Annotated in this window: 21 protein-coding genes; 11 read left to right on the forward strand and 10 right to left on the reverse strand. The window is 60.2% G+C overall.

Annotated features, from left to right (window positions below):
* Positions 1-337 (reverse strand): cupin domain-containing protein (locus AC6FTP_RS16045; protein WP_497207927.1); only part of this gene is annotated, 337 nt, incomplete at its 3' end.
* A gap of 146 nt (positions 338-483) precedes the next feature.
* Between AC6FTP_RS16045 and hrpB the strand changes: the two genes are divergently transcribed.
* Positions 484-3,036 (forward strand): ATP-dependent helicase HrpB, encoded by a 2,553-nt coding sequence (gene hrpB, locus AC6FTP_RS16050; RefSeq protein ID WP_497207928.1) that lies wholly within the window; start codon positions 484-486, stop codon positions 3,034-3,036.
* A gap of 256 nt (positions 3,037-3,292) precedes the next feature.
* On the forward strand, positions 3,293-5,707 hold the full coding sequence (locus AC6FTP_RS16055; RefSeq protein ID WP_497207929.1) for a hypothetical protein: 2,415 nt from the start codon (positions 3,293-3,295) through the stop codon (positions 5,705-5,707).
* A 134-nt stretch (positions 5,708-5,841) separates the two neighbouring features.
* Here the strand turns inward: AC6FTP_RS16055 and AC6FTP_RS16060 are convergent, their stop codons facing one another.
* Together AC6FTP_RS16060 and AC6FTP_RS16065 are read right to left on the reverse strand one after the other, a co-directional pair.
* The gene (locus AC6FTP_RS16060) at positions 5,842-6,198 is read right to left on the reverse strand and encodes a glutaredoxin family protein (protein ID WP_497207930.1); all 357 of its coding nucleotides are present in this window, start codon (positions 6,196-6,198) and stop codon (positions 5,842-5,844) included.
* Between the two features lie 61 nt (positions 6,199-6,259).
* Positions 6,260-7,492 (reverse strand): LL-diaminopimelate aminotransferase, encoded by a 1,233-nt coding sequence (locus tag AC6FTP_RS16065; RefSeq protein WP_497207931.1) that lies wholly within the window; start codon positions 7,490-7,492, stop codon positions 6,260-6,262.
* A 149-nt stretch (positions 7,493-7,641) separates the two neighbouring features.
* Here AC6FTP_RS16065 and sucC point away from each other — a divergent pair, with 149 nt between their 5' ends.
* From sucC to AC6FTP_RS16085, 4 genes are all read left to right on the forward strand, one after another.
* Complete coding sequence (gene sucC, locus AC6FTP_RS16070; protein WP_497207932.1) at positions 7,642-8,829, forward strand: ADP-forming succinate--CoA ligase subunit beta; 1,188 nt, start codon at positions 7,642-7,644, stop codon at positions 8,827-8,829.
* Between the two features lie 75 nt (positions 8,830-8,904).
* Entirely contained in the window at positions 8,905-9,810 is a 906-nt protein-coding gene (locus AC6FTP_RS16075) for a TIM barrel protein (RefSeq protein ID WP_497207933.1), read from the forward strand.
* 50 nt (positions 9,811-9,860) lie between these two features.
* Positions 9,861-11,180: an amino-acid N-acetyltransferase gene (gene argA, locus AC6FTP_RS16080; protein ID WP_497207934.1), complete on the forward strand. Its 1,320-nt coding sequence runs from the start codon at positions 9,861-9,863 to the stop codon at positions 11,178-11,180.
* Between the two features lie 20 nt (positions 11,181-11,200).
* Complete coding sequence (locus AC6FTP_RS16085) at positions 11,201-12,304, forward strand: prenyltransferase/squalene oxidase repeat-containing protein (RefSeq protein ID WP_497207935.1); 1,104 nt, start codon at positions 11,201-11,203, stop codon at positions 12,302-12,304.
* A gap of 54 nt (positions 12,305-12,358) precedes the next feature.
* Here AC6FTP_RS16085 and AC6FTP_RS16090 read toward each other — a convergent pair whose 3' ends face one another.
* From AC6FTP_RS16090 to AC6FTP_RS16105, 4 genes are all read right to left on the reverse strand, one after another.
* Positions 12,359-13,015, reverse strand: coding sequence for a type II secretion system protein (locus AC6FTP_RS16090; RefSeq protein ID WP_497207936.1), 657 nt, complete (start codon positions 13,013-13,015; stop codon positions 12,359-12,361).
* A gap of 29 nt (positions 13,016-13,044) precedes the next feature.
* Positions 13,045-14,325, reverse strand: a complete 1,281-nt coding sequence (locus AC6FTP_RS16095; RefSeq protein WP_497207937.1) for a type II secretion system F family protein — start codon at positions 14,323-14,325, stop codon at positions 13,045-13,047.
* 113 nt (positions 14,326-14,438) lie between these two features.
* The gene (locus AC6FTP_RS16100) at positions 14,439-16,097 is read right to left on the reverse strand and encodes a GspE/PulE family protein (protein WP_497207938.1); all 1,659 of its coding nucleotides are present in this window, start codon (positions 16,095-16,097) and stop codon (positions 14,439-14,441) included.
* 48 nt (positions 16,098-16,145) lie between these two features.
* Positions 16,146-17,810: a GspE/PulE family protein gene (locus AC6FTP_RS16105; protein WP_497207939.1), complete on the reverse strand. Its 1,665-nt coding sequence runs from the start codon at positions 17,808-17,810 to the stop codon at positions 16,146-16,148.
* A gap of 158 nt (positions 17,811-17,968) precedes the next feature.
* On the opposite strand from AC6FTP_RS16105, the gene AC6FTP_RS16110 reads away from it, so the two are divergent.
* Entirely contained in the window at positions 17,969-19,123 is a 1,155-nt protein-coding gene (locus tag AC6FTP_RS16110; RefSeq protein ID WP_497207940.1) for an iron-containing alcohol dehydrogenase, read from the forward strand.
* Between the two features lie 63 nt (positions 19,124-19,186).
* Here the strand turns inward: AC6FTP_RS16110 and xylA are convergent, their stop codons facing one another.
* The 3 genes from xylA to AC6FTP_RS16125 all read right to left on the reverse strand — a co-directional run bounded on the left by xylA (position 19,187) and on the right by AC6FTP_RS16125 (position 21,781).
* The gene (gene xylA, locus AC6FTP_RS16115; RefSeq protein ID WP_497207941.1) at positions 19,187-20,497 is read right to left on the reverse strand and encodes a xylose isomerase; all 1,311 of its coding nucleotides are present in this window, start codon (positions 20,495-20,497) and stop codon (positions 19,187-19,189) included.
* Between the two features lie 294 nt (positions 20,498-20,791).
* A complete protein-coding gene (locus AC6FTP_RS16120; protein WP_497207942.1) occupies positions 20,792-21,241 on the reverse strand; it encodes a tRNA (cytidine(34)-2'-O)-methyltransferase in 450 nt (149 codons plus the stop codon).
* An 18-nt stretch (positions 21,242-21,259) separates the two neighbouring features.
* Entirely contained in the window at positions 21,260-21,781 is a 522-nt protein-coding gene (locus AC6FTP_RS16125; RefSeq protein ID WP_497207943.1) for a hypothetical protein, read from the reverse strand.
* Between the two features lie 3 nt (positions 21,782-21,784).
* Here AC6FTP_RS16125 and AC6FTP_RS16130 point away from each other — a divergent pair, with 3 nt between their 5' ends.
* The 4 genes from AC6FTP_RS16130 to AC6FTP_RS16145 all read left to right on the forward strand — a co-directional run.
* The gene (locus AC6FTP_RS16130; RefSeq protein ID WP_497207944.1) at positions 21,785-22,306 is read left to right on the forward strand and encodes a hypothetical protein; all 522 of its coding nucleotides are present in this window, start codon (positions 21,785-21,787) and stop codon (positions 22,304-22,306) included.
* 117 nt (positions 22,307-22,423) lie between these two features.
* Complete coding sequence (locus AC6FTP_RS16135; RefSeq protein ID WP_497207945.1) at positions 22,424-24,673, forward strand: glycosyltransferase family 4 protein; 2,250 nt, start codon at positions 22,424-22,426, stop codon at positions 24,671-24,673.
* Positions 24,670-26,130 carry a glycoside hydrolase family 130 protein gene (locus tag AC6FTP_RS16140; RefSeq protein WP_497207946.1) on the forward strand — a complete coding sequence of 487 codons (1,461 nt, stop codon included), beginning with the start codon at positions 24,670-24,672 and terminating at the stop codon, positions 26,128-26,130. The genes AC6FTP_RS16135 and AC6FTP_RS16140 overlap by 4 nt, the downstream gene beginning before the upstream one ends.
* A gap of 24 nt (positions 26,131-26,154) precedes the next feature.
* Positions 26,155-26,606 (forward strand): putative zinc-binding metallopeptidase (locus tag AC6FTP_RS16145; RefSeq protein ID WP_497207947.1); only part of this gene is annotated, 452 nt, incomplete at its 3' end.

Raw genomic sequence — 26,606 nt, forward strand, 5'->3', positions numbered from 1 at the left:
GGGAAAGGATGGCCAGGAAGACCAGCGGTTCCTTGTGAGGATTGTAAGTGGCATGGATCACGCCCGGCGGGATGTGGGCCATCTCGCCCGCTTTCAGAATGCGCTTCTCCGTGCCCACCCATTGCTCTGCGCGGCCGTAGATCACATAGATGATCTCCTCCCGATGCGGATGAAAATGGAAGGGGTGGCAGTGCATCGGGTCCATGTTTGCCCGCACCAGCAGCAGCTTGTCAGCCTCCACGAGATCGGGTCGGCAGAGCCATTCGTTATTGGTCCACGGGTTGGTTTCGCGGGCGGCGTCGTCGATCTGGATGAAGCGGGCTGGTGTGTCTGACATGGGTGCGATTTAAACGCAGCCTGCAGGCCCGGCAAATCGGTAATCTTCACCGCACTCCACTTCCAGCTATCTGGACTGCAACGCACCTCGTCACGCTCCTTGACCCCTGCCTCAGCCCAGAGCACAGAAGCGGCCCGCCTTTAACCATGCCCGCTCCAGCCAGATTGCCCATCTTTGAGATCCGTGATGCCGTCGTGGCGCACCTGTGTGATCCGGCCACGCCGAACCTGCTGCTGAAAGCTCCCACGGGCTCGGGCAAATCCACGCAGGTGCCGCAGTTCGTGCTCGATTCGGGTATCCTGAAGGAAGGTCAGCGCTGCATCGTGCTCCAGCCTCGACGCATCGCGGCACGAATGCTGGCCCAGCGTGTGGCAAAGGAGCGTAATGGCCGTCTCGGTGCCGAGGTGGGCTATCAGGTGCGCTTTGACAATGTCACCTCGCGGGACACGCGGCTCGTTTATGTTACCGAGGGCGTCATGCTCCGCCAACTCATGGAGGACCCGGACCTCGCGAAGGTCGGCTGCGTGATCATCGATGAATTTCACGAGCGGCATCTCGATGGCGATCTCGTGCTCGCTTGGGCTCACGCGCTTCAGCGGGCTCGCCGCCCGGATTTGAGGATCATCGTCATGTCTGCCACGCTCGTGCCGGGTCCGCTGACGGAGTTCATGCATCCAGTGAAGCTGCTCGAAAGCGAGGGCCGCACCTTCCCGGTGCAGGTGCGTTATCAGGCGCCGAATCGCGACCTGCGTCTGAATCAAACCGAGCCCGTCTGGGATCAGGCGGCGCGTGCTTGTGAGATGCTCGCCTCGGAACTCGGCAGCAGTGGCGATATCCTCGTCTTCATGCCCGGAGCCTACGAGATCCGCAAAACCATGACCGCGATGCAGGGCCGCAGCTTTGCCAAAGGCCGACGCATCGTGTCCCTGCATGGTGAAATGACGCCGCAGGATCAGGATGCCGCCGTCACGCCGGGCGAGCAGGCGAAGATCATCGTCAGCACGAATGTGGCGGAGACGTCCCTCACCATCGAAGGCATCAAAGCCGTGGTGGATTGCGGGCTCGCCCGTGTCGCCAGTTATGATCCGCGTCGTGGGTTGAACACCCTGACCGTGCAGAAAATCAGTCGTGCCAGTGCTGAGCAACGTGCCGGTCGTGCTGGACGACTCGGCCCCGGCATCGCCGTGCGCCTTTGGGCCGAGCGCGAGCACCTCCACCGTGCCGAGAGTGAGCTGCCAGAGATCCAGCGATTGGAGCTGAGCGAGGCCTTGCTCGCTCTCTACGTCGCCCAAGATAAGGCCAAGCTCGGCATCGAATGGTTCGAGAAACCTGCCGAGGCCGCGATGACTCGCGCGGAGACCTTGCTGCATGATCTCGGGGCGGTGATGGAGGCTCGCCTCACGCCCACCGGCATGAAGATGTCCGCCTTTCCCACGCATCCGCGCTTTGCCCGAATGCTGCTGGCAGCCGGCGAAAACGGCTGCGTGCGCGAGGCAGCGATGTGCGCCGCTCTGGCCCAGGGACGCGAGATCCTCATGGTGGGGAAGAACAACTCCTCCTTTAAAAACGAAGACTTCTGGGAGCCGAACGACCTCAGCGAATTCCAGGCCCTGCTGCGCGCCTTCATCCGTGCTGAGGCGCTGAACTTTGATCCGCAGGCCTGCATCCCGCTCAATGTTCACGCCATGAGTGCTCGTGAGGCAGGCCGGAGTTACGATCAGTTCCTCCGCATCGCCCAGCGTGCCGGTTTGCCCGTGAACGATGAGGTCGCCAGCGCTGAATCGCTCGCGAAGACCCTGCTCGCGGCCTTCAGCGACCATCTCGGCGTCGAGACCAGCAGCGGCAGCCGCATTTATCGACTGCCCGGCGGCTACAGCGGCCATCTCGGCAAAGACGCGCATATCAAGCCGCCGCGTCTGCTCGTCGCCTCTGAGATCATGGAGGTGCAGGGCAAGGCGCTCACCGTGCAGCTCAATCTCGTGACCAAGGTCGAGGAAGAATGGCTGCGCGAGATGTTCCCCGCCGACTTCACCAGCGGCAAGCGTGCGCAGTATGACAGCGTGAACCGTCGCGTCATCAATGTGGAGGAGGTCCGCTTTCGCAGCCTCGTGCTCAGCAGCAAAGAGCGCGGTGAGCCCGACAGCAGCACGGCGGCATCGCTTTTGGCTGAGGAAGTCGTCGCTGGCAGGCTCCAGCTCCCGCTTTGGAATGAGAAGGTCGAGCAGTGGATCACCCGGGTGAACTGCCTCTCCAAGTGGATGCCCGAGATGGAGATCCCGCCCATCACCGAGGAGGATCGCCGCCTCATCATTGAGCAAGTCTGCGAAGGCTGCGTGACCTATCGCCAGCTCAAAGACAAAGACATCTTCCCCGCGTTGCATCAATGGCTCAGCCATGGTCAGCGCGATCTACTGGAGCGCTACGCCCCCGACCGGCTGCCGCTGAAGAACGGTCGCACCGCCCGCATCGAGTATGATGAAAAGCAGGACCCGAGTGTCGGCGTCGTGCTCCAGCAACTCTACGACGTGCATGAGAACCCGAAGGTGGCCGCCGGTCGCATCACCGTCGTCGTCCATCTCCTCTCCCCAGCCCAGCGCCCCATCCAGACCACCGCCGACCTCGGCCGCTTCTGGAAAGAAGGCTACCCCGCCGTGAAGGCGCAGCTCCGCGGACGCTACCCGAGACACGAGTGGCGGTAAAAACTGCTCCAGGGAGAACAGCGGTCGTTCCCGGCCCCGGCTGGCACCACCGGAGCCCATGGCCTCAAGACACCGACGCTGTCGGCTACCTCACCAACTCCGATCAGGGGAGCTCACCGCCGCGCATCGGACTTTGATGATTCCATTCCTCACCTCGGCTCTTCCGCTCAGAACCGAGGCTGCCGTGTAAGCGATTTCATCCGCGCATAAGCTGTGAAGCTTGCCTGGATGCGCCCGCTTATGCTCCACTAGACAAATGCACCGAGCCATCACCACCAGCCTTCTCTTTGCCACCGCCCTGCTTCATGCGGAGGAGCCACGACAGATCAGCGGGATCTATCCGCATTTGGCGATGTTTAATAAGGAAGGCGAGTGCGGCACGGGCGCGGTGGTGCCGTGGGCGGACAGGCTTTGGGTGATCACTTATGGGCCGCATTTGCCCTTCGGCAGCAGTGACAAGCTCTACGAAATCACGCCGGGGCTGGAGCAGATCATCCGCCCGGAGAGTGTCGGCGGCACGCCGGCAAACCGCATGATCCACCGGGAGACACAGCAGTTGCTCATCGGGCCGTATGTGATTGATGCCGAGCGCCAGGTGCGTGTCATCCCGCCGAACAAGATGCCGGGCCGCCTCACGGGCAATGCTCGGCATCTGACGGAGCCTGCCACGAAGGCCTACTACGCGACGATGGAAGAGGGGCTCTACAAGGTGGATCTGAAGACGCTGGAGGTCACCGGGCATATCAAAGATGGCAATGCCCCGAAGAAGGGCTTCTCGAAGGAGACGAAACCGGCCACGCTGGCCTCAGAGCTTCCGGGTTATCATGGTAAAGGGCTCTTCAGCGGCCAGGGGCGCGTGGTTTATGCGAACAATGGCGACCGCGACAAGCGAGTGATCACTGATCCCGCGACACCAAGCGGTGCCCTGGGCGAGTGGATGAAGCCCGGTGATGACTGGCAGCTCGTGCGGCGGAATCAATTCACAGAGGTCACGGGGCCTGGCGGCATCAGCGGCAGTGAAAAGCCGGAAACCGATCCTATTTGGAGCATGGGCTGGGACCATCGCTCCCTGATCCTGATGTGTCTGGATGGTGGCAAATGGCACAGCTACCGTCTGCCGAAGTCCAGCCACAGCTACGATGGTGCCCATGGCTGGAACACGGAGTGGCCACGCATCCGCGACATCGGCGAAGACAGCCTGCTCATGACGATGCATGGGGCCTTTTGGAAGTTCCCGAAAGGCTTCACGCCAGCCAGCAGCGCCGGGATCACTCCGCGCAGCAATTACCTGAAGGTCATCGGCGACTTCGCCCGCTGGGGAGATCGCGTGGTGCTTGGCTGCGATGACTCGGCGAACAAGGAATTCCTGAACGTGCGCAAGGCGAAGGGCAAGCTGGCGGGGCCCGGCGAGTCGCAATCCAACCTTTGGTTTGTGGAGCCGGGCAAGCTCGACCATCTCGGTCCTGTGATCGGACGCGGAGCTGTGTGGCTGGAGGATATGGTCAAAGCAGGCGACGTGAGCGAGCCCTACCTTTTCAGCGGCTACAAGCATCGGTCACTCAACCTGATCGCCGAGCAAGGTTCGAGCTTCGTTCTGGAGGTCGATGCCAAGGGCGATGGGCAGTGGCAGGAGGTCGGCAACCACAGCCTGAAGGCGGCGGGCCATCTCTGGGTGGATTTCCCGGCGGATCAGGCAGGCGTCTGGGTGCGTGTGAAGGCTCAGCAGGCAGGGGCGAAGGTCTCCGCCATCTTCCACTACCGAAATGATGACCCGCGCTCGAACGAAGCAGTGGCGATCTTTGACGGCATCGCCACGGCGGAGGACAAGGAAACCACGGGCGGCGTGATGCTCGCCCGTGGGGCCGGTTTCCGCACGCTGCGGTATGTGACGACCGACTCGACCTGCTACGACATGGGGGCTGCTTTTGATCTGAAGCCCACGGATGACGCGAAGGGCATGGAGTGGACCGCGAAGAATGCGGAGATCCCCACGGGTGTGCTGACGCATGACGAGGCTTCCATTCTCTATGTGGATGAGAAGGGCCGCTGGCGTCTGCCACGCGGCTCAGCGGCGCTGGATGCTGCGGGCCCGCTCGGAGCTGAGCGCGTCTGCCGCGAGGTCTGCACGGAGCGCGATCTCTTCAACGCAGGTGGCACCTTCTTCGAGCTGCCTGCGGAGAATGCAGGTGGCTTTGCCAAGCTGCGTCCGGTGACGACACACAATCGCCGCATCAAGGACTACGCCAGCTATCGCGGGCTGATGGTGATTAGTGGTGTGAGGAAGGACGCGCAGGGAGAGCACATCGTGCGCTCCAGCGATGGCAAAACCGCCATCTGGGTGGGTGCGGTGGATGATCTCTGGAGCTTCGGCAAGGCTCGTGGCGAAGGCGGCCCGTGGAAGAACACGAAGGTGCAGGCTGGCATGTCGAGCGACCCCTATCTCGTCACCGGTTACGATCAGAAGCACCTCACCCTGACCACAGACACGCCGACGCGGATCTCCGTGCAGGCAGACATCACCGGCACGGGAACCTGGGTCACTTACCGGAGCTTTGATGTCTCCCCCGGAGAAGATGTGGAGCACGATATGCCCGCTTCCTTCGGAGGTTACTGGCTGCGGTTCACCAGCAGCACCGATGCGACGGTGACGGCTTGGCTGAAATACTTCTGAGGTGTGGATAAATCCATTTCACTGGCAAACATGGCTCCAATCAAGCGAGCCATCGCATCCGGCGCATGAGAATGAACCGAGATGCAACGATTGCCATCCGCTTCTTGCCTCAAAGGATTCGCTATGCCCGGAACCTAGCTCAGGAAGTTGATCTTCCCGACCTGTCCGGCGGCCATGGCGGCGTGCTGGGCATCGCTGCAGGCGCGGTCGATGGGGGCATCGGGCTCAGCCTCGTTCGGGGTGAGCAGGCCGTTGGCGATCATCCAGCGCTCCACGTCCTCGCCACTCACGTCGGGCACCATGATGCCGTTGATCTCCACGCAGGGGCTCAGAGGTTGGCCGCTCTTTTGTTCCATCTCCCAGCGGAAAGCGGGGTTCTTGATGATGTCCTTCTCTTCAAAAGGAAGGTCGTATTTGCGGAAGATGGCGCGCACGCCTTCACTCCAGCCGCAGTAGGTTTTCAGGTAAGCGGTGATTTTGGGTTGGCTCATAGGATTCAATGGTTCGCTGGGGGGTTACGGAAGGCGGCCCTCATTGGCCGTCATGAAATGCTCACAGGACGGCGATGCGGCGGCAGACTTCTTCCACGTTCGCACGGCTGTTGAAGGCGCTGATGCGGAAGTAGCCTTCGCCCGCGCTGCCAAAGCCGCTGCCGGGGGTGATGACCACATTGGCTTCATTCAGCATCTTGTCGAACATCTGCCAGCTCGTCAGCCCGTTCGGGCAGCCGACCCAGACGTAGGGGGCGTTCACTCCGCCAAACACCTGAAGTCCGGCCTTCTTGCAGGCTTCAACCAGCAGGGCGGCATTGCCCATGTAGTGCTCGATGAGTGCTTTGACCTGCGCTTTTCCCTCGGGCGAGTAGATCGCCTCTGCGCCGCGCTGGACGATGTAGCTCGTGCCGTTGAACTTCGTGCTGTGACGGCGGCTCCAAAGGGGATGAATCGCCTGCTTGCCGCCAGCCTTGGTCTTGCCCATGAGCCCTTTCGGGATCACGACCACGGCGCAGCGCACGCCGGTGAAACCACCATTCTTCGAGAAGCTGCGGAACTCGATGGCGCAATCACGCGCGCCTTCGATTTCATAAATCGAGCGTGGCAGCTCTGGATCGCGGATGAAGGCCTCGTAGGCGGCGTCGTAAAGGATCGTGGTGCCGTTCGCGAGGGCGTATTTCACCCAGGCTTCGAGCTGAGCGCGTGTGGCCACCGCACCCGTCGGATTGTTCGGGTAGCAGAGGTAGGCCAGATCCACTGGCTCATTGGGGATCTCAGGAACGAAGCCATTGGCTGGTGTGCATTTCAGGTAGTGCAAACCGGCGTAGGCACCATTTTCATCGGCTTCGCCCGTGTTTCCAGCCATGACGTTCGTGTCCACATAGACAGGGTACACCGGGTCCGTGATCGCGATCTTGTTCCCGGCACCAAAAATGTCCAGGATGTTGCCGGTGTCGCACTTGCTGCCGTCCGAGATGAAGATTTCGTCCGCTTCGATGTTCAGGCCGCGAGCTTTAAAGTCATGCTCTGCGATGGCATTGCGCAGGAAGTCGTATCCCTGCTCCGGGCCGTAACCACGGAACGTCGAGCGCTCGCCCAGTTCATCCACCGCCTTGTGCATGGCCGCGCGCACAGCTTCTGGCAAAGCCTCGGTCACATCGCCGATGCCACAGCGGATCAGACGCTTCGCTGCCTCCGTGTTGGCCTCAGTAAAGGCTTTCACGCGACGGGCGATTTCAGGGAAGAGGTAACCGGCTTTGAGCTTGTTGTAGTTTTCGTTGATGTAGGCCATGGCAGGGAAAAGGGGCCGCCATGGTGGCGAGTCCTCCGTGGGATGCAAGCGGCTGGGCGCACCACCTGGAACAGCGAACAAAGCAGGCTCAGACTTGACGCTCTGGCGGGGGCTCCTACTATCGCGCCGCCCTTTCCCCCACTCCCCCAATGAACATCCACGAATACCAAGCCAAGGAACTCTTTGATAAATTCGGCGTCGCCACCCCTCCCGGGAAGGTCGCCTCGACGGCGGAGGAAGCTGGCAAGGTGGCCGCTGAACTCGGCGGTGCGGGTCTCGTGGTGAAGGCCCAGGTCCACGCCGGTGGCCGTGGCAAAGGCACCTTCAAAAATGGCTTCAAAGGTGGCGTGCATGTCATCAATACAGCGGCTGAGGCGCAGGACATCGCGGGCAAGATGCTCGGCCAGACCCTCGTCACCCACCAGACCGGGCCGGAAGGCAAGCTGGTGAGCAAGGTGCTGATCGCCAAGTCGGTCGATATCGCCAAGGAATACTACTTTGCCATCCTCTTCGACCGCGTGAGCAGCAGCCACGCTCTGATCGCCAGCACCGAAGGCGGCATGAACATCGAAGAAGTCGCTGAAAAGACCCCGGAGAAGATCTTCAAAGAATTCGTCAATCCAGCGCTCGGCCTCCAGGCCTATCAAGCCCGCAAAGTGGCGGCCTCCCTCGGCCTCAAAGGCGCGCTGGCAAACCAGACCGTGAAGCTCATCACCGCGCTGTGGAATCTTTATATCAAGAGCGACTGCTCCCTCGTGGAAGTGAACCCGCTGGCCATCACCACGGACAATCAAGTCGTGGCCCTCGATGCGAAGTTTAACTTCGATGACAACGCGCTGTATCGCCAGAAGGACGTGACCGCCATGCGTGACACGACCGAAGAAGATCCCCGCGAAGTCGCTGCCAGCGAGTTCGGCCTGAACTATATCGGCCTGGATGGCAACATCGCCTGCCTCGTGAACGGCGCTGGCCTCGCGATGAGCACGATGGACATCATCAAGCTGCACGGCGGCGAGCCTGCCAACTTCCTCGACGTCGGCGGTGGTGCCACGAAGGAACAGGTCACAGCTGCCTTCAAAATCATCCTCGGTGATCCAAACGTGAAGGGCATCCTGGTGAACATCTTCGGTGGCATCATGGACTGCAACATCATCGCCAACGGCATCGTCGCCGCAGCGCAGGAAGTGTCCCTGAACATCCCGCTCGTCGTCCGTCTCGAAGGCAACAACGTCGATGCCGGCAAGGCCACCTTGGCCGCCAGCGGACTCGCCATCACCAGCGCGGAAGGTCTGACCGACGCCGCTGAGAAGATCGTGGCAGCCGTCGGCAAAGCCTGATCCATCAAGCAACACTCCCACGCCGGGCTATCTCATCCGCAAGACGGTGAGGAGCCCGGCGTTCCTTTTCCCACCATGAAACGTCGCTCCCTTTTCCAAACCACCGCCGCCGCCACCCTGGGCGCAGCTTTCCTTCCTCAAGCCTCCCAAGCTGCGGCGATCAGCATCGCCAAAGAAGCGGCGGACCCGGCTTACAAGATCAAGAAGCAGGGCATCAAGCACACGCTCATGGGCTGGTGCTGGAAGCCGATGGACACGCTGGAACTCGCGAAACACGCCAAGGACATCGGGCTCGTGGGCATCGAGGGCATTGATCGGAAGTATTACCCGGACGTGAAGAAGCTGGGGCTGGAGATCTCGCTCGTCGGAGGTCACGGTTTCAGCAATGGACCGTGCAATCCGAAGTTCCGTGAAGAGGTGATCGCCAAGCTCACCGAAGGCATCGACGTCGCCGCCGATGTGGGCGCAAAGAAGGTGATCACCTTCACCGGGATGAAGTTCGACGGCATGGACCGCGAGCAGGCGATCAAAGATTGCCTCGACACCTGGAAGGCCGTTTTGCCCCATGCTCAAAAAAAGGGAATCACACTCGTGCTGGAGCACCTGAACTCACGCGACAGCTCCCACCCGATGAAGGGCCACCCCGGCTACTTCGGCGATGACGTGGACTTCTGCGTGGACCTGATCAAGCAAATCGGCAGCCCGAACTTCAAGCTGCTCTTCGACATCTATCATGTGAGCATCATGAACGGCGATGTGATGCGCCGTCTGCGGCAGCACAAGGACTACATCGGCCATCTGCACACCGCTGGTAACCCCGGCCGCTGCGAACTGGACGAGAACCAGGAGATCAACTACCCCGCCGTGATGAAGACCGTGCAGGAGATCGGTTACCACGACTTCGTGGCGCATGAGTTCATCCCGACCTGGCCGGACACCATCTTGGCCCTGCGTCACGCGGCGATGGTTTGCGATGTGTGAGCAAATCCTCTGCGCTCTTGCGCATGGGAGCGATTGAACGAAACTGACCAGTGCCAGAAAGCGACCCCATCACCAAACCCACCGCCCGCTTCGAAGATTTGCGGGGCATTTTGCGCTATGTGCCGCAGTTCCGGCAGCGTGTCTTTGTGATCGCGATTGATGGGGCGCTGATGCATCAGGCAGGATTTGCCAGCCTGCTCCAAGATGTGGCGGTGCTGCAATCCCTGAACATCGAAGTGGTCCTCGTCTTCGGCGCACGGGCACAATTGCGCTATCTGGCAGGGCTTCGTGGCGTCACCCTCAGCAGTGATGACGGCATGGGACGCACGGATGCGGCGACTCTCGAAGTGGCTGTGGATGCCATCTCACGCCAGACGAGTGCACTCATGGGCGACCTGACGGCGCTCGAAATGCCTGTGGCGGTGTGCAATGCGCTCGCGGTGCATCCAGCGGGTGTCATTAATGGCATCGATCAGGAATTTACCGGACGCATCGAACGTGTGGATGCGGAATCTCTGCGCGTACTGCTGAAGGCGGACATCATTCCCATCCTGCCACCCATCGGCTATGACAGCCGGGGCACGACCTTGCGGCTGAACTCCGATGCCATCGCCACGGAGGTGGCGCTGGCGCTGGGGGCGGCGAAGGTCATCTTTATCTCGGAAGCCGGAGTGACGAATGCGGATGGAAGCCGGCTGGCGCAGCTTTCCATCGCCGATGCACGGGAGCTTTTCCGCAACAAGGACCCGCGTCACGATGTGAACCTGCTTTCCAAGCTGCGCTATGCCGCCATTGCCTGCCAGGAAGGGGTGCCGCGCGTCCACATCGTGGATGGCACGCAGGATGAGGCGCTGCTGGCCGAGCTCTTCAGCAATGAAGGCGTGGGCACGATGATCCATGCCGATGACTACCAGCAGATCCGCAAGGCGCACTCCTCCGACATCCCTGCCCTGCTCTCCATGATGCAGCAGTCGATGGATGACGCGGCGCTGGTTCCGAGGACGCGTGAGCAGATCCAGGGACGCATCAAAGACTTCTTCGTGCTCGAAACCGATGGTAATCCCATCGGCTGCGTGGCGGTGCATTCCTACGATGAAGTTGGCCGTAAGGTGGCCGAACTGGCCTGCTTGTTTGTCCGGCGCAGTCACAAAAATCGGGGACATGGGCAAAGACTCGTCGCCTACGCTGAGGAGGTGGCGAAGCAGCGTGGCTGCGATGAACTCGTGGCACTGAGCACCCAGGCCTTCCGTTTCTTCGAAGAGAAGATGGGCTTCCAGGTGACTGAGCCATCCGCCCTACCCACAGCCCGCCGTGAAAAGTATGACAAGAGCGGCCGGAACTCGAAGGTCTTGATCAAGGCACTGAAGTAACAGCGTTAGCTATCCCGCTCATGATCCGCCGCCTGCTGCCACTGCTCCTCCTCGCCTCCCCCCTTTCTCATGCCGCCAGTCCGGCACCGGAGATCATCTCCCCCCAGGTGAAAACCTGTGTCGGAAAGGCGGTGGCGTGGCTTCTAAAGCAGCAGCAGCCCGCCGGGCACTTCAGTGAGCAGAAATCCAATCAGCAGCCACGTCCCGGGGACATTCCCAGCCATGCCGCAGCGATGACCTCCCTCGCGCTGATGGGGCTGGCCTCTGTCGGCCATCTGCCAGGAGCCTCCACGCCTGAGAGCATCGCAGCCCAAAAGGCGCTGAAATTCATCGTCGATCATGTGGAGCCGGACGAGAATGGCTACCTCGGGCGCAGCGACCGCAGCCGCATGTATGGCCACGGCATCATGACACTCATGCTTACCGAGATGCTCGGCATGTCTCCCGATGAAGCCACGGACAAAAAGGTGCGCGAGATGGCCGAGAAGGGCATCAAGCTTATCCTCCGCTCCCAGCAGACGCCGAAGAGCGAGGCCAATCGAGGCGGCTGGCGCTATGAACCGAGCAGCAGTGACAGCGACATCAGCGTCAGTGTCTGGCAGCTCATGTCCCTGCGTGCTGCGAAGAACAGCGGCATCGAAGTGCCGAAGGAGGCCATCGACAACGCCATCGCCTACATCAAACGCAGCTACCGCGCGGAACGTGACAGCAACGGCAAGCTCAAGCAGATGGAAGCCGCCTTCAGCTACGAACCCTACGGAGGTCGTCAGACCTTCTCCACGACCTCAGCGGGCCTGCTTTCTCTCCAAGTCGCGGGGCAATACGACGTGCCAGAGGTGCTCGGTTCCTCAAACTGGCTGCTGAAGTTTCCACCGGAGGTGAATGAACCCTGGTTCTTCTACGGCTGCTATTATTATGCGCAGGGCATGTATCAGCGTGGCGGAGATCACGCGGCGACGGCAAGGCAGAAGACGGAGCAGATGCTGGTCGGAGCGCAGAGTGCGGAAGGCGCGTGGTATCCGAGGAATGGAAACGAGAAGAGCGCTGGCCCGGTGTATGCCACCTCGCTCGCCCTGCTCAGTCTGAGTGTGTATCACCACTTCCTGCCAATCTACCAAAAGTAAGGCCGCCATTGGGATGGCGGCCTTGATTGAAGAAATCTCAATCGAGCGGATCGATCACCAGTTCTTGATCCACTTAGCGTCCATACGATTGGCGGAGTCTGATCCTGCCGCCTGAAGGCTGGTCGCCGTAATGTTATCCGAATCTTCACCATAGGACCAGATGTCATAGGTTCCGATATTGATCGTAGTGGGCTCTGGAGCAGCCTGCCCCGGTGTGGCTGCGACGGTGGGGGCGGACTTGATGTAACGAATGGGATGACCGAAACCGTCAGCCATGAAATAGAGAGCATCGAGCTTGATCCAGAGCTCTCTGGGCATGTTTGACATGACCAAATTTGCGGCCTCGTTATCATCCAGATTGCCATCTGAAGGAATGCCGTCCGCAACTCCTTCGATCTGATCTGAGCCGTCTCCACTCAGAGCTTGGTAAAGACAAGCTCCACCTCCGGCGATGTAGGATTTGTCTGCAATGGCCACAGAGGTGTCTGGATTCTTAGCCTGGGGATAGGAGCCGAACTTCTCCTTGTAGGATTCCAGACCTGAGCGTGCGGCTTTGATGGTGATCTCAGACCGGCTGCGTTTGGCAGAGCGGTCTGCATAAGAATAGCCTCCGACGACGAGGCCGAACAAGATCACGATCACACTGATGACCGTAATCAGTTCAACCAGCGTGAAAGCATTCCGGCGAGCGGGGCGCTTTTGGATTTTCATGGTTGTGGGGGGATGAATTCTTCTCGCGGCTATGAACCTGGGCCGGCGCTGAGTTGCTTGATCACCTCAATGAGAGGCAGGAAGAGGGCGAGCACGATGGTGCCGACGACGAGAGCCAAGACCACGATCATGATAGGTTCGAGCATGGACGTGAGTGCGGAGACTGAGTTATCCACTTCATCTTCATACACATCCGCAATCTTCAGAAGCATTTCGGGGAGTTGGCCAGTTTCCTCACCGACGTCCACCATGGAGATCACCATCGGCGGGAAGACGCTGCTGGACTCAAGCGGTGCCACCATGGACTCACCTTCCTTCACGGCGTCATGCACTTTGACGATGGATTCGGAGACGATGGCATTGCCAGCGGTCTCACGAGTGATGTTCAACGCCTGGAGGATCGGCACACCGGAGGTGACGAGCGTTCCGAGCGTGCGGGTGAAACGGGAGATGGCGGTCTTGCGCTGCACATCACCGAAAAGCGGCAACTTGAGCATCCAACCGTCGATGGCACGACGACCACCCGCTGTGGAGGCAAAGAGACGCCAGCCGACGAAGAGGACACCAGCACCAATGGCAAGGAAGAAGAAATTATCGCCCATCCAACGGCTGAAGCCGATGACATACTTGGTCAGGGTGGGCAGCTTGTTCTTATCACCCAGCATTTCCTCGAAGATCTTTTCAAACTTCGGCACAATAACGAGCATGAGGAAGACGAGAATCGCCACCGCAATGACCATGACGACGATGGGATAAATCATCGCAGCCATGACCTTGTTTCTCAGCTTCTGCGCCTTCTCCTGATACTCGGCGAGACGGTTGAGAACGATTTCAAGCACACCGCCAAGCTCACCGGCTTTCACCATGTTCACGTACAGCTTGTTAAAGATGCGCGGAAACTGGGTGAGCGTTTCGGAGAAGGTGCTGCCCGTTTGCACGTTGTCCGCCAGCGTGGCGATGGTGGACTTCATAATCAGGTTCGGTTCCTGACGGCTGAGCACAGTGAGGCCGCGAAGAAGGGGCAGACCAGAGTCGATAAGCGTCGCTAGCTGTCGAGTGAAGACCATCAATGACTTGGCTTTGACCTTGGCGTTGGCACCAGCCTTGACGGTCTTGCCGCCGGATTTGGAGGCAGTTGATTTAGCTTTCTTTTTGACCGCAGCATCGCCTTTGCCCTCCTGAGCCACCTGGGTGGGATAGAGCTGGCTCTGGCGGAGCAGGTTGATGGCTTCGGCCTCGTTCGAGGCATCCAGCTCGCCAGCGACTTCCTGGCCGTTTTGATCAAGGGCGATGTAGTGAAACTTCGGCATACGGTACTGCGGCGGGTATTATTGAATGAGTTTTAAGATTACTTGGCTGCGGCTGATTCTGTCCACCAAATTCATGGTGCATTGTGTGGCTATTTCACGAAATGACGGAGGCATCAGGTGTATTTGAGCACCTCTTCGATGGAGGTTTCACCATCGTAGATATTGCGAAGACCATCCTCACGGAGGGTCATCATGCCGAGCTCGATGGCCTTTTGCTTGAGCACGAGAGTGGGAGCCCTCTCGATGATGAGTTCGCGGATGGGGTCAGTCACGTTCAGCAGTTCATAGATGCCTTTTCGCCCTTTGTAGCCGGAGCCGCCGCATTTGTCACAGCCTGCACCCGTGTAGAACTGCTTCCCGCCGATGTCGTTCTGGGAGAGGCCTAGCTGGTTGAGGATGGAGAGGCTCGGGTCATAGGCTGTGCGGCAGTTTTTGCAGATCGTGCGCAGCAGTCGTTGAGCCAGAATCCCCTCGAGTGTGGCGGCGACGAGGAAGGGTTGAACGCCCATGTCCACAAGTCGCGTCACGGCCCCGGCGGAGTCATTCGTGTGGAGTGTGCTTAGCACCAAGTGTCCGGTGAGCGAAGCCTGGATGGCGATCTGGGCCGTCTCCATGTCACGCATTTCCCCCACCATGATCTTGTCTGGATCCTGACGGAGGAAGGAACGAAGCGCCTTGGCAAAAGTGAGCCCCACAGCGTCGTTGATCGGCACCTGCATGATGCCATCAAGTTCATATTCGACGGGGTCTTCAGCGGTCAGAACTTTCGTGTCGATCTGGTTGATGCGACGCAGCGCCGCATAAAGCGTTGTCGTCTTGCCTGCACCGGTGGGGCCGGTGACGATGAAGATGCCGTTCGGCTTCTCGATGGTTTCAGTGATGTAATCGTAGAGGTAGGGCGGCATGCCGAGATGCTCCAACTCCAGGTTCACTGAACTACGATCGAGAACACGCATAACGACCGACTCGCCGTGCTGGGTGGGCAGGGAGTTCACACGCATGTCCACCGGCTTGCCATTTACTACGGTCATGATGCGTCCGTCCTGCGGCACGCGGCGTTCGGCGATGTTCATGTTCGCCATGACCTTCACGCGGGAGATCACTGAGTTCGCGAGATGCACGGGTGGCGGTGCCATTTCATAAAGCGCACCGTCCACACGATAGCGGATTTTAAATTCCCGCTCGAAGGGTTCGAAGTGAATGTCCGAGGCCTTTTCCTTGATGGCCTGAGTCATCACGAGGTCCACAAACTTCACAATGGGGGCGGAGTTCGCTTCCACTTCCGGGGCATCTTTGCCAGCAGCGGCCAGCCCCCCGAAGATGTCCTCGATGCTTGGTGCTCCTGTGCCGTAGTGTTTGTCGATCAAGGCCTGCACCTGGCTGCGGCGTGCGACCACGGGCACAATTTGCTTACCCAGGCCAAAGTGGAGATCTTCGACGAGCTGCGGGTTCAGCGGATCGGTAAAGGCGACATGCAATCCACGGCCATCAAGCGTCACGGGGAAGGCACCGTAGAGTCGCGCCATGCCGGCAGGGATGATGTTGATCACCGATGGCGGCGGCTCGTAGGTCGCGAGGTCAAAGTGATCGGCACCAAGCTCTTCGGCCACCACAGCCCAAAAGGCGTCTTCGTTCGGAAAGATGCCGTAATCGACAATGGTCTGGAGGATTTCTTTGCCGTTGTGGATGCAGTCCTGGGACAGCCCATCGGCCACGCCGGAGTCGATCACTCCGCGTGATTGAAGCATGTCGATGACGTTCTGGGGGGTCATATCGGGGGGAAGTTCGCTGTTCTCGGTTCGCAGTTAATTTGTCTGGCCTCAGTCTGCATCACCCATGGTGGATTCGATGACTTCATCGGCGGTGGTCACGCCGGCGAGCACCTTGCGCACGCCGTCTTCACGCAGAGTTCTCATGCCCAGCTCGCGCGCTCGCTTGCGGAGCTGCGGAGTGGTGAGGTCCTGGTTGATCATGGTGCGGACTTCATCGTCCACTTTGAAAATTTCGGCGATCACCATTCGTCCGCGATAGCCGGAGTTGCGGCACTTGTTGCAGCCCTTGGGGCCCATGATGCTCGCATTCAACAACTGACTGGCTTCGAGGCCGAGATGGCGCAACTCACGGTCGCCGAGACTGGATGGCTGTTTGCAGACAGCGCAAAGCTTTCTGACAAGACGCTGAGCCAGGATACCACGCACGGCCGAGGCGATGAGGAAAGGTTTGACGCCGATATCTGCGAGTCGGGCCACGGCGCTTGGTGCATCGTTCGTGTGCAGTGTGGAGAAGACGAGGTGCCCCGTGAGTGAGGCCTGGATCGCGATACCGGCGGTTTCGCTATCTCGGATTTCCCCCAGCATGATGATGTTGGGCGCCTGACGCAGCATGGCTCGGAGGGCGGCTCCGAAGGTCATGCCAACATCTTCTTTCACCATCACCTGATTGATGCCCGGCAGTTCATACTCAACGGGGTCTTCCACCGTGATGATCTTGCGGTCAGGGCGGTTGATGAAATTCAAGCAGGCGTAGAGCGTCGTCGTTTTACCGGAGCCCGTTGGGCCTGTCACGAGCACGATTCCGTCCGGCAGGGTGATGAGTTTTTCAAAGCAGTCCTGGTCATCACTGAAGAATCCTAGATCAGATAGACCGAGGCGGAGGCTGCTCTTGTCGAGCACACGCATGACCACGCTTTCACCATTCTGCGTCGGGATGATGGAGACACGCAGATCGAGCTCTTTATCGCCGAAGGCCATCTGGATTCGCCCGTCCTGAGGCACGCGCTTTTCATCGATGCTCATCGTGCCCGTCATGATCTTCGTGCGGGCGATGATGGAGGAAAGCAGGCGCTTCGGATGATGCTCGATGTCCACCAGCACCCCATCCATGCGGAAGCGCACACGGATGTCCTTCTCCAGCGGTTCGATGTGAATGTCGGAAGCCCCGTTGCGGAAGGCATCCATGAGCATGTTCGTCACCAGCTTGATGATCGGCGCATCACCATCAGACGATCCGACTTCCGAGCCAGGGATTTTGGCACCGCCGGAACCCATGATGGCTTCATTGCCATAAATATTCGCCATCAACTCGCGAATCAGGTTTGGCGTGGAACAGTAAAACTCCAGTTCAGGCTGGATGACGTGAGGCAGGGAATCCAGCGTCTCGAAATCATAAGGGTCGGCCACAGCAATCTGAAGCGCGGTGCCATTGATGCCGATGGGGACGATCTTGTACTTCATCGCCACCTCAATGGGGACGAGCGGCTTCAGCATCGGGTTCGCCGCGAAGCCGTGCAGGTCCACGTACTCCATGCCACTGTTGGAGGCCACGAGCTGGGCGATCTGCTCATCGCTGATGACCCCGGTTTTGATCATCGTCTCCAGGGGTGTCTCCTGGCCTTTTCGGTTCCCCTTGGCCTGCTGGAGGTCAGATGCGGAGATGTAGCCTGCCTCAGTGAGCAGTTCGATCAGGAACTCTTCGTTGGAATACATGCGGTCGTTGCGGGGGGACGCTGATTTTTCGGTGGAAATGCTGTTTTAGAGGAAAGTGAGCAGCACTGTCAATCACCGCAGCCTTTTAGAGGCAATTCTTTTGTCTGCCATTCTTGCTGTCATTTCGCTTATATACCTCCGTCTGATGCATCCAAACCATGTCTGCCTTTGAATTTGCCACTGCCACCCGCATCGTTTTCGGCTGCGGCACCGCCCATCGTCTGCCGGAGCTTTGCCGCGAAATGGGGCAGCGCGTCCTCATCGTCACTGGAGCCAAGCCTCAACGGGCAGCGCCTGTGAAAGAAAGTCTGACCGCCGCAGGCCTGAGCTGCGAGACTTTCAGCATCCCATCTGAACCGACCATCGATGACGCCCGCCGTGGTGCGGCCTTTGCGCGGGAAATGCGCTCTCAAATGGTCCTTGGTCTCGGCGGGGGCAGTGCCGTGGATGCCGGGAAGGCCATCGCTGCCCTGGCTCGGCAGCCTCGTGACGTACTCCACTACCTCGAAGTCGTCGGTGATGGCAAAGCGCTGGACGAGACTCCCCTGCCCTACATAGCCGTGCCCACGACGGCCGGCACCGGGGCCGAGGTCACTCGCAATGCCGTCCTTGCCAGCCCCGAGCATGGTGTCAAAGCCAGCCTGCGTCATGCTTTGATGCTGCCCCGAACCGCCCTCATCGATCCCGAATTGGCCCGAGAGTGCCCACCCGCCGTCACCGCCGCCAGCGGCATGGATGCACTGACGCAGTGCCTGGAGGCCTTTGTCTCCTGCCGAGCCCAGCCCATGACCGATGCCCTCTGTCGCGAGGGCATCCGCCGCGCCATTCGCTCTTTGGAAAGGGCCGTACAAAATGGCAGCGACCTCGAAGCACGGGAAGATCTGGCGCTCGCAGCCATGTTCAGCGGCATGGCGCTGGCGAATGCGGGACTCGGGGCGGTGCATGGTTTTGCAGCGCCGATTGGCGGGCAGTTTCATGCGCCTCATGGCGCTGTCTGCGCCGCACTGCTGGCACCTGTCTGGCTGGCCAACTGGACTCTGGTGAATGCCTCAGACGATAACTCGATGCAGGACCGCTTCAGCGATGCAGGGCTCCTTCTCACCCAAAATCAAGAACTCCGGGGAGACCGAATCGCCACCTTTCTGGGCGACCTCACCCGCCGTCTGGATATTCCCCGCCTGCGCACCTACGGCATCACGGAGTCCGACCTTCCTGACATCGCCGCGAAAGCCGCCCAGGCCAGCAGCATGAAGGGAAACCCGGTGAAGCTGAGCCAGGACACGCTCATCGGCATTCTTGCACAGGCGCTGTAAACAAAAGAGGCAGGTCTTGCGACCTGCCTCCTAGGTAAACGAACTTGGAAGTTCGTTTTACGATCAGATGAAGTCGTTGATGAGGTTCTCCAGCATCTCCTGGCGGCCGGAGCCGATGAGGGGCTCACCGTTTTCCAGGGTGTAGGCTTCGAGTTCATCAAAGCTGGTGCTCCGGGACTCGATCTTGGCTCCGATGCCAGTGTCGAAGGTGCTATAACGAGCCTTCTTGAAGGCATCGAGACGACCGTCTTCGATGATGGCTGCGGCGATCTTCAGGCCACGGGCAAAGGCGTCCATGCCGCCGATGTGGGCGTGGAAGAGATCCACGGGCTCGAAGGATTCACGGCGCACCTTGGCGTCGAAATTCAGACCGCCAGTGGTCAGGCCGCCGCTCTTCAGGATGACCAGCATCATCTGCGTGGTGAGGTAGATGTCGGTCGGGAACTGGTCGGTGTCCCAGCCGATGAGTTCGTCACCGGTATTCGCATCCACAGAGCCGAGCGCACCAGCGGCGACGGCGACTTCCATCTCGTGCCACATGCTGTGACCGGCGAGCGTGGCGTGGTTGGTTTCCAGGTTGAGCTTGAAGTGCTCCATGAGGCCGTGCTCACGGAGGAAGTTCAGACAGGCGGCGGCGTCGCTGTCATACTGATGCGTGGAAGGCTCGCGTGGCTTTGGCTCGATGTAGAAGGGGCCTTTGAAGCCAATCTTCTTCTTATAATCCACCGCCATGTGCAAGAAGGCAGCCAGGTGATCCACCTCGCGCTTCATGTTGGTGTTCCAAAGGCTGGCGTAACCTTCGCGGCCACCCCAGAAGGTATAACCTTCACCGCCGAGGCGATGCGTGACATCCATGGCCTTCTTCACCTGAGCGGCGGCATAGGCGAAGACATTGGCGTTCGGGCTCGTCGAAGCACCTTGATTGTAGCGGGGATGCACGAAGAGGCAGGCGGTGCCCCAGAGCAGCTTCTTGCCCGTGGCCTTCTGCGCCTTTTCGAGTTCGTCGGCCACGGCGTCGAAGTTTTTGTTGCTCTCGGCGAGCGTCGCGCCCTCAGGAGCGACATTGCGGTCATGGAAGCAGTAGTAGTCTACGCCGAGCTTGTCCATGAACTCAAAGCAGGCCCAGACGCGGCGCTGTGCATTGGCGACGGAGTCGGTGCCATCATCCCAGGGGCGCTGGGCGGTGCCGACGCCAAAGGGATCGGCGAGGCTGTTGCGCATGGCATGCCAGTAGGCGACGCCGAAGCGGAGGTGGTCACGCATCTTTTTACCCGCCACGACTTCGTCAGCGTTGTAATGCTTGAAGGACAGAGGGTTTTTGGATTTCGGACCCTCAAATTGGATCTTCTGGATGTCAGGAAAAGCTTCGCTCATAGGGTGGTGTGTTGGGATGCGCATGAGACGCGGGTGGGCTGAAGCGTCAAGCTTCAGTCGTCGGACGAAATTTAACCGAAATCGGACATCGTCTCCGCCATTGGCGAGGGGCAAAAAAATGCCCCGGTGGGACCCAACCAAAATCCCACCGGGGTTTTAAGTGACCGGGCTGTCCCCAACCATGAAGTGACAGTCCAGCTCGTTGTAGTGAAGCTCGCGCTTCGATAACCTGTAGGAGCAAAAGGCAGGCCAAGTTGTGTGGCGTTTTCAGGAGTTTTTTCGACTCTGCTCGTATCAGGCTTCTCTCTGCCGCACCGCCTCGTACAGCACGATGGCCACCGCCGTGGCGAGATTCAAACTGCGGGTCCCTAACATCGGAATATGAAGGGTCTCGCCTAACTCCATGATCGCCAGTGGGATGCCACGCGTCTCGGGACCATAGACAAGGTAAAGTTCTCCCTCACTGTGCAGATCGGACTGCCAGTAGGTGAGCGCGCCCTGGACCTCCACAAATTTAAAACACGCATCCTCTCCAGCAGCAGCGTGGAGTTCCTCCCACGACTCCCAGACATGCACATCCACCTCATGCCAGTAGTCGAGCCCTGAGCGCTTGAGGTATTTGTCTTCCAGACTGAACCCCAGCGGCTTGATCAAATGCAGCCGCGCTCCGGTGGCGAGGCAGAGCCGCCCCGCCGCGCCCGTGTTGTGCGGGATCTCGGGCTGATACAGGACGATGTGGATCATGCGCCTCGGCTTTGAGCCTCAATACCGCGCGCCTGGAGTCGCGCCGTACTCTCCACGGAAGAGGTGCGTACCATCAAACTTTTCATTCGGCTTGAAGAGCCAGCCCGGGGAGACGTTCTTCACTTCGTAACGCTGAAGCACGAACTCAGGCAGCACCATGTTGCTGTTCGGATCATAGGCTTTGCGCCCGGAGAAGTAACCCCAGAGGCGATACTCAGTGTTGTGGTCCGAGCCATAGGAAGGGCCGTCACCACTTGGCACTTCAGGATAACGGTCCGGCTGTTTCATGAACTTCTCATTCATCACCACGAGCCGGGATTTGTCCCAGCTCTCACCCGGACGACGCACATAGCCCCAGAAGTGCAGGCGCTCGATGTGGAAGCGACGCCCGACGAAGTAATCCCCCGGCGGTTCGGAGGCGATGGACATGCGGCGATACTCAAGCTGCTGCGCAAAGCGCGGATCAGAGGAGCCCGTCTCACATGAACTGAGCAGCAGTGAAACGACGAGGAGGGCGAGGTGGAGGAAATAGCGATGCATGGAGTGAAACGAGTCTGGAAAGCAGCGCCAGCCGTGCAAATGGAAAGCCTGCCCACTCTCGTCATGCTCAAATCCGCCGTTCTGGAAGCCATCCTCACCCGTCTCGACTCCGAACTGGAGACGCTGACGCGTGGTGCGCGGGCCTCCTTTGCAGCCGCGACTGATCCTGACAGCAAGGCGGAGAACAAGTATGACACGCGCACTCTGGAGGCCTCCTACGTGGCGCGCGGACAGGCTCAGCGTGTCACGGAAGTGCAGACAGCACGGCATCATTATGCGACACTTCAGATGACAGCTTCCGACTCGGTCCGCCTCGGTTCACTCGTCGAGATCGAGGTCACCGGACGAAGCGATCACTACTTCATCGGACCTTCAGAAGGCGGGCTGGAGATCAGCGTCGATGGCACAGAAATTCTGCTCATCACTCCAGCCTCACCACTTGGCGCACGGCTCATGGGCAAAACAGCAGGAGAGAGGATCACACTGCCATCAGGACAGCCGGGCACAGTCAAAAATATTGGTTAGCCAACCTGTGGGCGAAAGATGGAACTGCGGGTTGCTAAAATCCCCCAAGGCTGTCTGCTGAGGCATGATGGAGCACCGGAGATTTTCCTTGTGAACCGCCAGGCCCTTTTGGGGCGAATGGCTTTTCTGGGGGACTATGTTCCCCGGCTTTGCGGAATCGCGACTTTCACGCACGATCTCTGTGAGGCGGTCAGTGCGGCTTCGCCTGGATCCGAGTGTTATGTAGGTGCGGTGAATGACCGTGCTTCAGGCTACAACTACCCGGACAGAGTCCGCTTCCAACTGCTGGAGAAGGACATCGACGCCTACCGGCGCGCAGCGGACTATCTGAACTTCAACAATGCCGACGTCCTCTGCGTGCAGCATGAGTTCGGCATCTATGGCGGCCCTGCGGGGAGTCACCTGCTGGCGCTGCTGAAGGAAGTGCGCATGCCTGTGGTGACGACGCTGCACACGATCCTGAGCAAGCCGGACGCCACGCAACGCCGGGTGATGGACGCCCTCGTGCAGCGCAGTGAGCGCATCGTAGTCATGGCGCAGAAGGGCGCGGAGATCCTGCAGGAGACCTACTCCGTGCCACTCTCGAAGATCGATGTCATCCCGCACGGCATCCCGGACATCCCTTTGCAAAGCTCCGAGCTCTCCAAAGCACAGTTCGGCGTCGAAGGACGTGCGGTGTTACTGACCTTTGGCCTGCTGGGGCCGGGAAAGGGCATCGAGCACGCCATCGAGGCGCTGCCGGAGATCGTGCGTGCTCATCCCGAGGTGGTGTATCTCGTGCTCGGGGCCACCCATCCACACCTGCTCGCTCGTGAAGGTGAGCGCTACCGCCTGAGCCTGGAGTGGCTGGCGGAGGAGCGCGGCGTGAAGGAGCACGTCATTTTCTACAACCGCTTCGTCTCACCCGAAGATCTGCGGGAGTTCATCTGCGCCACCGACATCTATGTGACGCCTTATTTAAATGAAGCGCAGATCACCTCGGGCACGCTGGCCCAGGTCTTCGGGGCTGGGAAAGCCGTGGTCTCCACACCCTACTGGCATGCTCAGGAACTGCTGGCCGAGGGGCGTGGCAGCCTCGTGCCTTTCGGAGATTCAGCGGCCATCGCAAGTGCAGTGATCGCTTACCTCGATCAACCAGAACTGCTCCAGCAGACGAGCCGGAAAGCCTGGGAGGCCGGGCGGGGCATGATCTGGCCCGCTGTCGCCGAGCGGTATCTGGAGACCTTCCAGAAGGCCTGTGTGGATCGGAAGCGCGCGCCGCGCACCGCCTTTGCCGGATGGACGGCGGCCAGCCGCTCCTACGATCTGCCTCCGGTGAATCTGGGCCATCTCACCCGCATGTCAGACAGCACGGGCATCTTCCAGCACGCCCTTTTCACCGTGCCCGATTTCCTCCACGGCTACTGCACGGATGACAATGCCCGCGCCTTCATCCTCTGCAATTTGCTGGATGATCTCGGCGGCGGACATCCGACGACGGTCACGCTCAATGGCCTGTCCAGTTCCTACCTCGCCTTCCTGGCCTCCGCGCTGAATCGTGACACGGGACGCTTCCGAAACTTCATGAGTTTTGACCGCCGCTGGCTGGAATCTGCTGGCAGTGAAGACAGCCATGGCCGCGCACTCTGGGCGTTGGGCATCGGGGCCACCCTTTCCCAGCATCCCGGTCATCGGCGGCTCTGCGTGGAGCTCTTTGAGGCAGCCCTTTCGAATGTCGAGTCCTTCACCTCACCACGCGCCTGGGCCTTCACGCTGCTCGGCCTGCATGAGTATCTGCGGGTCTTCCCGGACAACCACCGCGCTGCCGCCGCTCGTGAGGTGCTCACGGGAGATCTCGTGAGGCTTTGGAAAAGCTACGCCACGGACGAGTGGCCCTGGTTCGAACCCCGCGCCACTTATGACAATGCACGGCTCTGCCAGGCGCTCCTGCTCAGCGGCCGCTCCATGCCACATGCCGAGGCAGAGGAGATCGGTCTCAAGTCCCTGCGCTGGCTCGCCTCCATTCAAAAGACACCCACCGGCTGCTTCCGCCCCATCGGCAGCGAGGGCTTCTACCTGCGTGATGGCGCACGGGCGGACTTCGACCAGCAACCCGTCGAAGCTCAGGCCATGGTCGCCGCCTGCCTGGAGGCCCACCGCGTCACCGGTGATGAAACTTGGTCACGCGAGGCCCGCCGTGCCTTCGAGTGGTTCCTCGGGCGCAACGATCTCGGACTCCCGCTCTACGATCCTGGAACCGGCGGCTGTGCCGACGGCCTGCACCCGGACCGTGTGAATGAAAACCAGGGAGCCGAGTCCACGCTCGCCTTCCACATCGCGCTCGCGGAGATGACCTCCGCCGCGCACCCCCTGCCTGCCCGCACATGACCTGCCTTCCCATCCGCCGCCACGAAATCATCCTCCAGCCGGAGAGTGCGCGCGTGATCATCCGTGCCTTCATCCCCTCCAGTGCGAGACGGCTCTCCACCATCATTGGACGGGCGCTCGCGCTCACCGAAGAGGAAGTGGAGACAGAGCTGTCTTCCGTCCACGCCGAGTTCGATAGCCGCCATCTCGACATCGAATCCGCCCTGCTCCAGCACTTTGCCAAAGTGCAGTCCGAGATCTTCACGCAGCGCCCGCTGAGCCGCTCCCGCCAGATGCTCATCGGCGCGCTCTTCTCCGGCGAATACTCCCTGGAGTCCGCCGCTCTCTTCAATCCCTCCATCGTTCCGCACCCCGATCAAACCGGCGTCGCCGAAGGCGGTCTGCGCTTCATCCTCAGCCTGCGCGCCACCGGCGAGGGACACATCTCCTCCATCGAGTTCCGTGAAGGCGTGATCTCACCCGCCGGCCACATCACCCTCACGCCCGTCTCACGTTTCGTCAGCCTGCCCAGTGTTGAGCCCAATCCTGGCTACAGGAAAAGACGCTTCATCATCAAACTGCACGAGATGGGATTCGACAACGACTGCACCACGTCCGTGATGGAGTCGCTCGGCACCGAGTTCACCCGCAGCGAACTCACCGTCAGCACCACACGTGTTCGTCGTGAAAGCGTCCCGCTCAGCCACGAATCCCGCCGCACACTTGAGTGCATCCAGTGGCTGGCCGACTCAAACTACGAGGTGCGCTTCCCTGAAAAGCTTGCCATCAGCGAGCGCATCATCTTCCCCTTCAGCGACAACGAGAGCAACGGCATCGAAGACGCCCGCTTCGTCCGCTTCACCGACGACGATGGCAGCGTCATCTACTACGCCACCTACACGGCCTACAATGGACGCGCCATCCTCCCCCAGTTCATCGAGACTCAGGACTTCCTCCACTTCCGCATCCTCACCCTCAATGGCAGCGCCGTGCAAAACAAAGGCATGGCCATCTTTCCCCGCCGCATCCAGGGCCGCTACGCCATGCTATCACGTCAGGATGATGAAAACCTCTTCGTCATGTTCTCCGACAACGCGCATTACTGGAGTGATCCCCATCTCATCCTCCGCCCCGCTGAAGCCTGGGAGTCCGTGAAGATCGGCAACTGCGGCTCCCCCATCGAGACCGAGGCCGGCTGGCTCGTCATCACCCACGGAGTCGGAGCCATGCGGAAATACTGCATCGGCGCAGCTCTGCTGGATTTGGAAGACCCCACGCGCGTCATCAGCCGCCTCCGCCAGCCCCTGCTCTGCCCCGAAGGCAACGAACGTGAAGGCTACGTGCCCAATGTCGTTTATAGCTGCGGCTCACTTATTCATGGCGGACAGCTCATTCTCCCTTATGCCATGAGTGACAAAGCCACGGCCATCGCCAGCATCCCTTTAACCGAACTCCTCGCGGCCATGGAGCCCGCCTAAGCCTCCCCTCCCCCCTTCAAATCCATGCAGCACTTCACCTGCACCTGCGGCAACGTCCTTTACTTCAATAGCTCCCGCTGCCTGAAATGCGGCACCGGCGTCGGCTATGATCCGCTCACCCGTCGCATCCAGCCAGTGCTTGCCAATGGCGGCCCTTTCAAGCGCTGCGCCAACGGCACCCAGCATGCCGTCTGCAACTGGCTTCTGCCCTCCACCGCCGACGAGGCCTTTTGCTCCTCCTGCCGGCTGAACCGCACCATCCCCGACCTCCGCAGCCCGCGTAACCAGATGCTCTGGTCCCGCATGGAGGCGGCCAAGCACCGCCTCCTCCACACCCTCCACGGCCTCGGCATCAGCGTCCCCACCCAGGCGGAAAATCCCGTCGCCGGGCTCGCCTTCGACATCGTCAGCACCGTCGTCGATCCCACCGTCACCACCGGGCATCTGCAAGGCGTCATCACCCTCAATCTCGAAGA

This window comes from Prosthecobacter sp. (assembly GCF_044378005.1).
GTDB lineage: Bacteria > Verrucomicrobiota > Verrucomicrobiia > Verrucomicrobiales > Verrucomicrobiaceae > Prosthecobacter.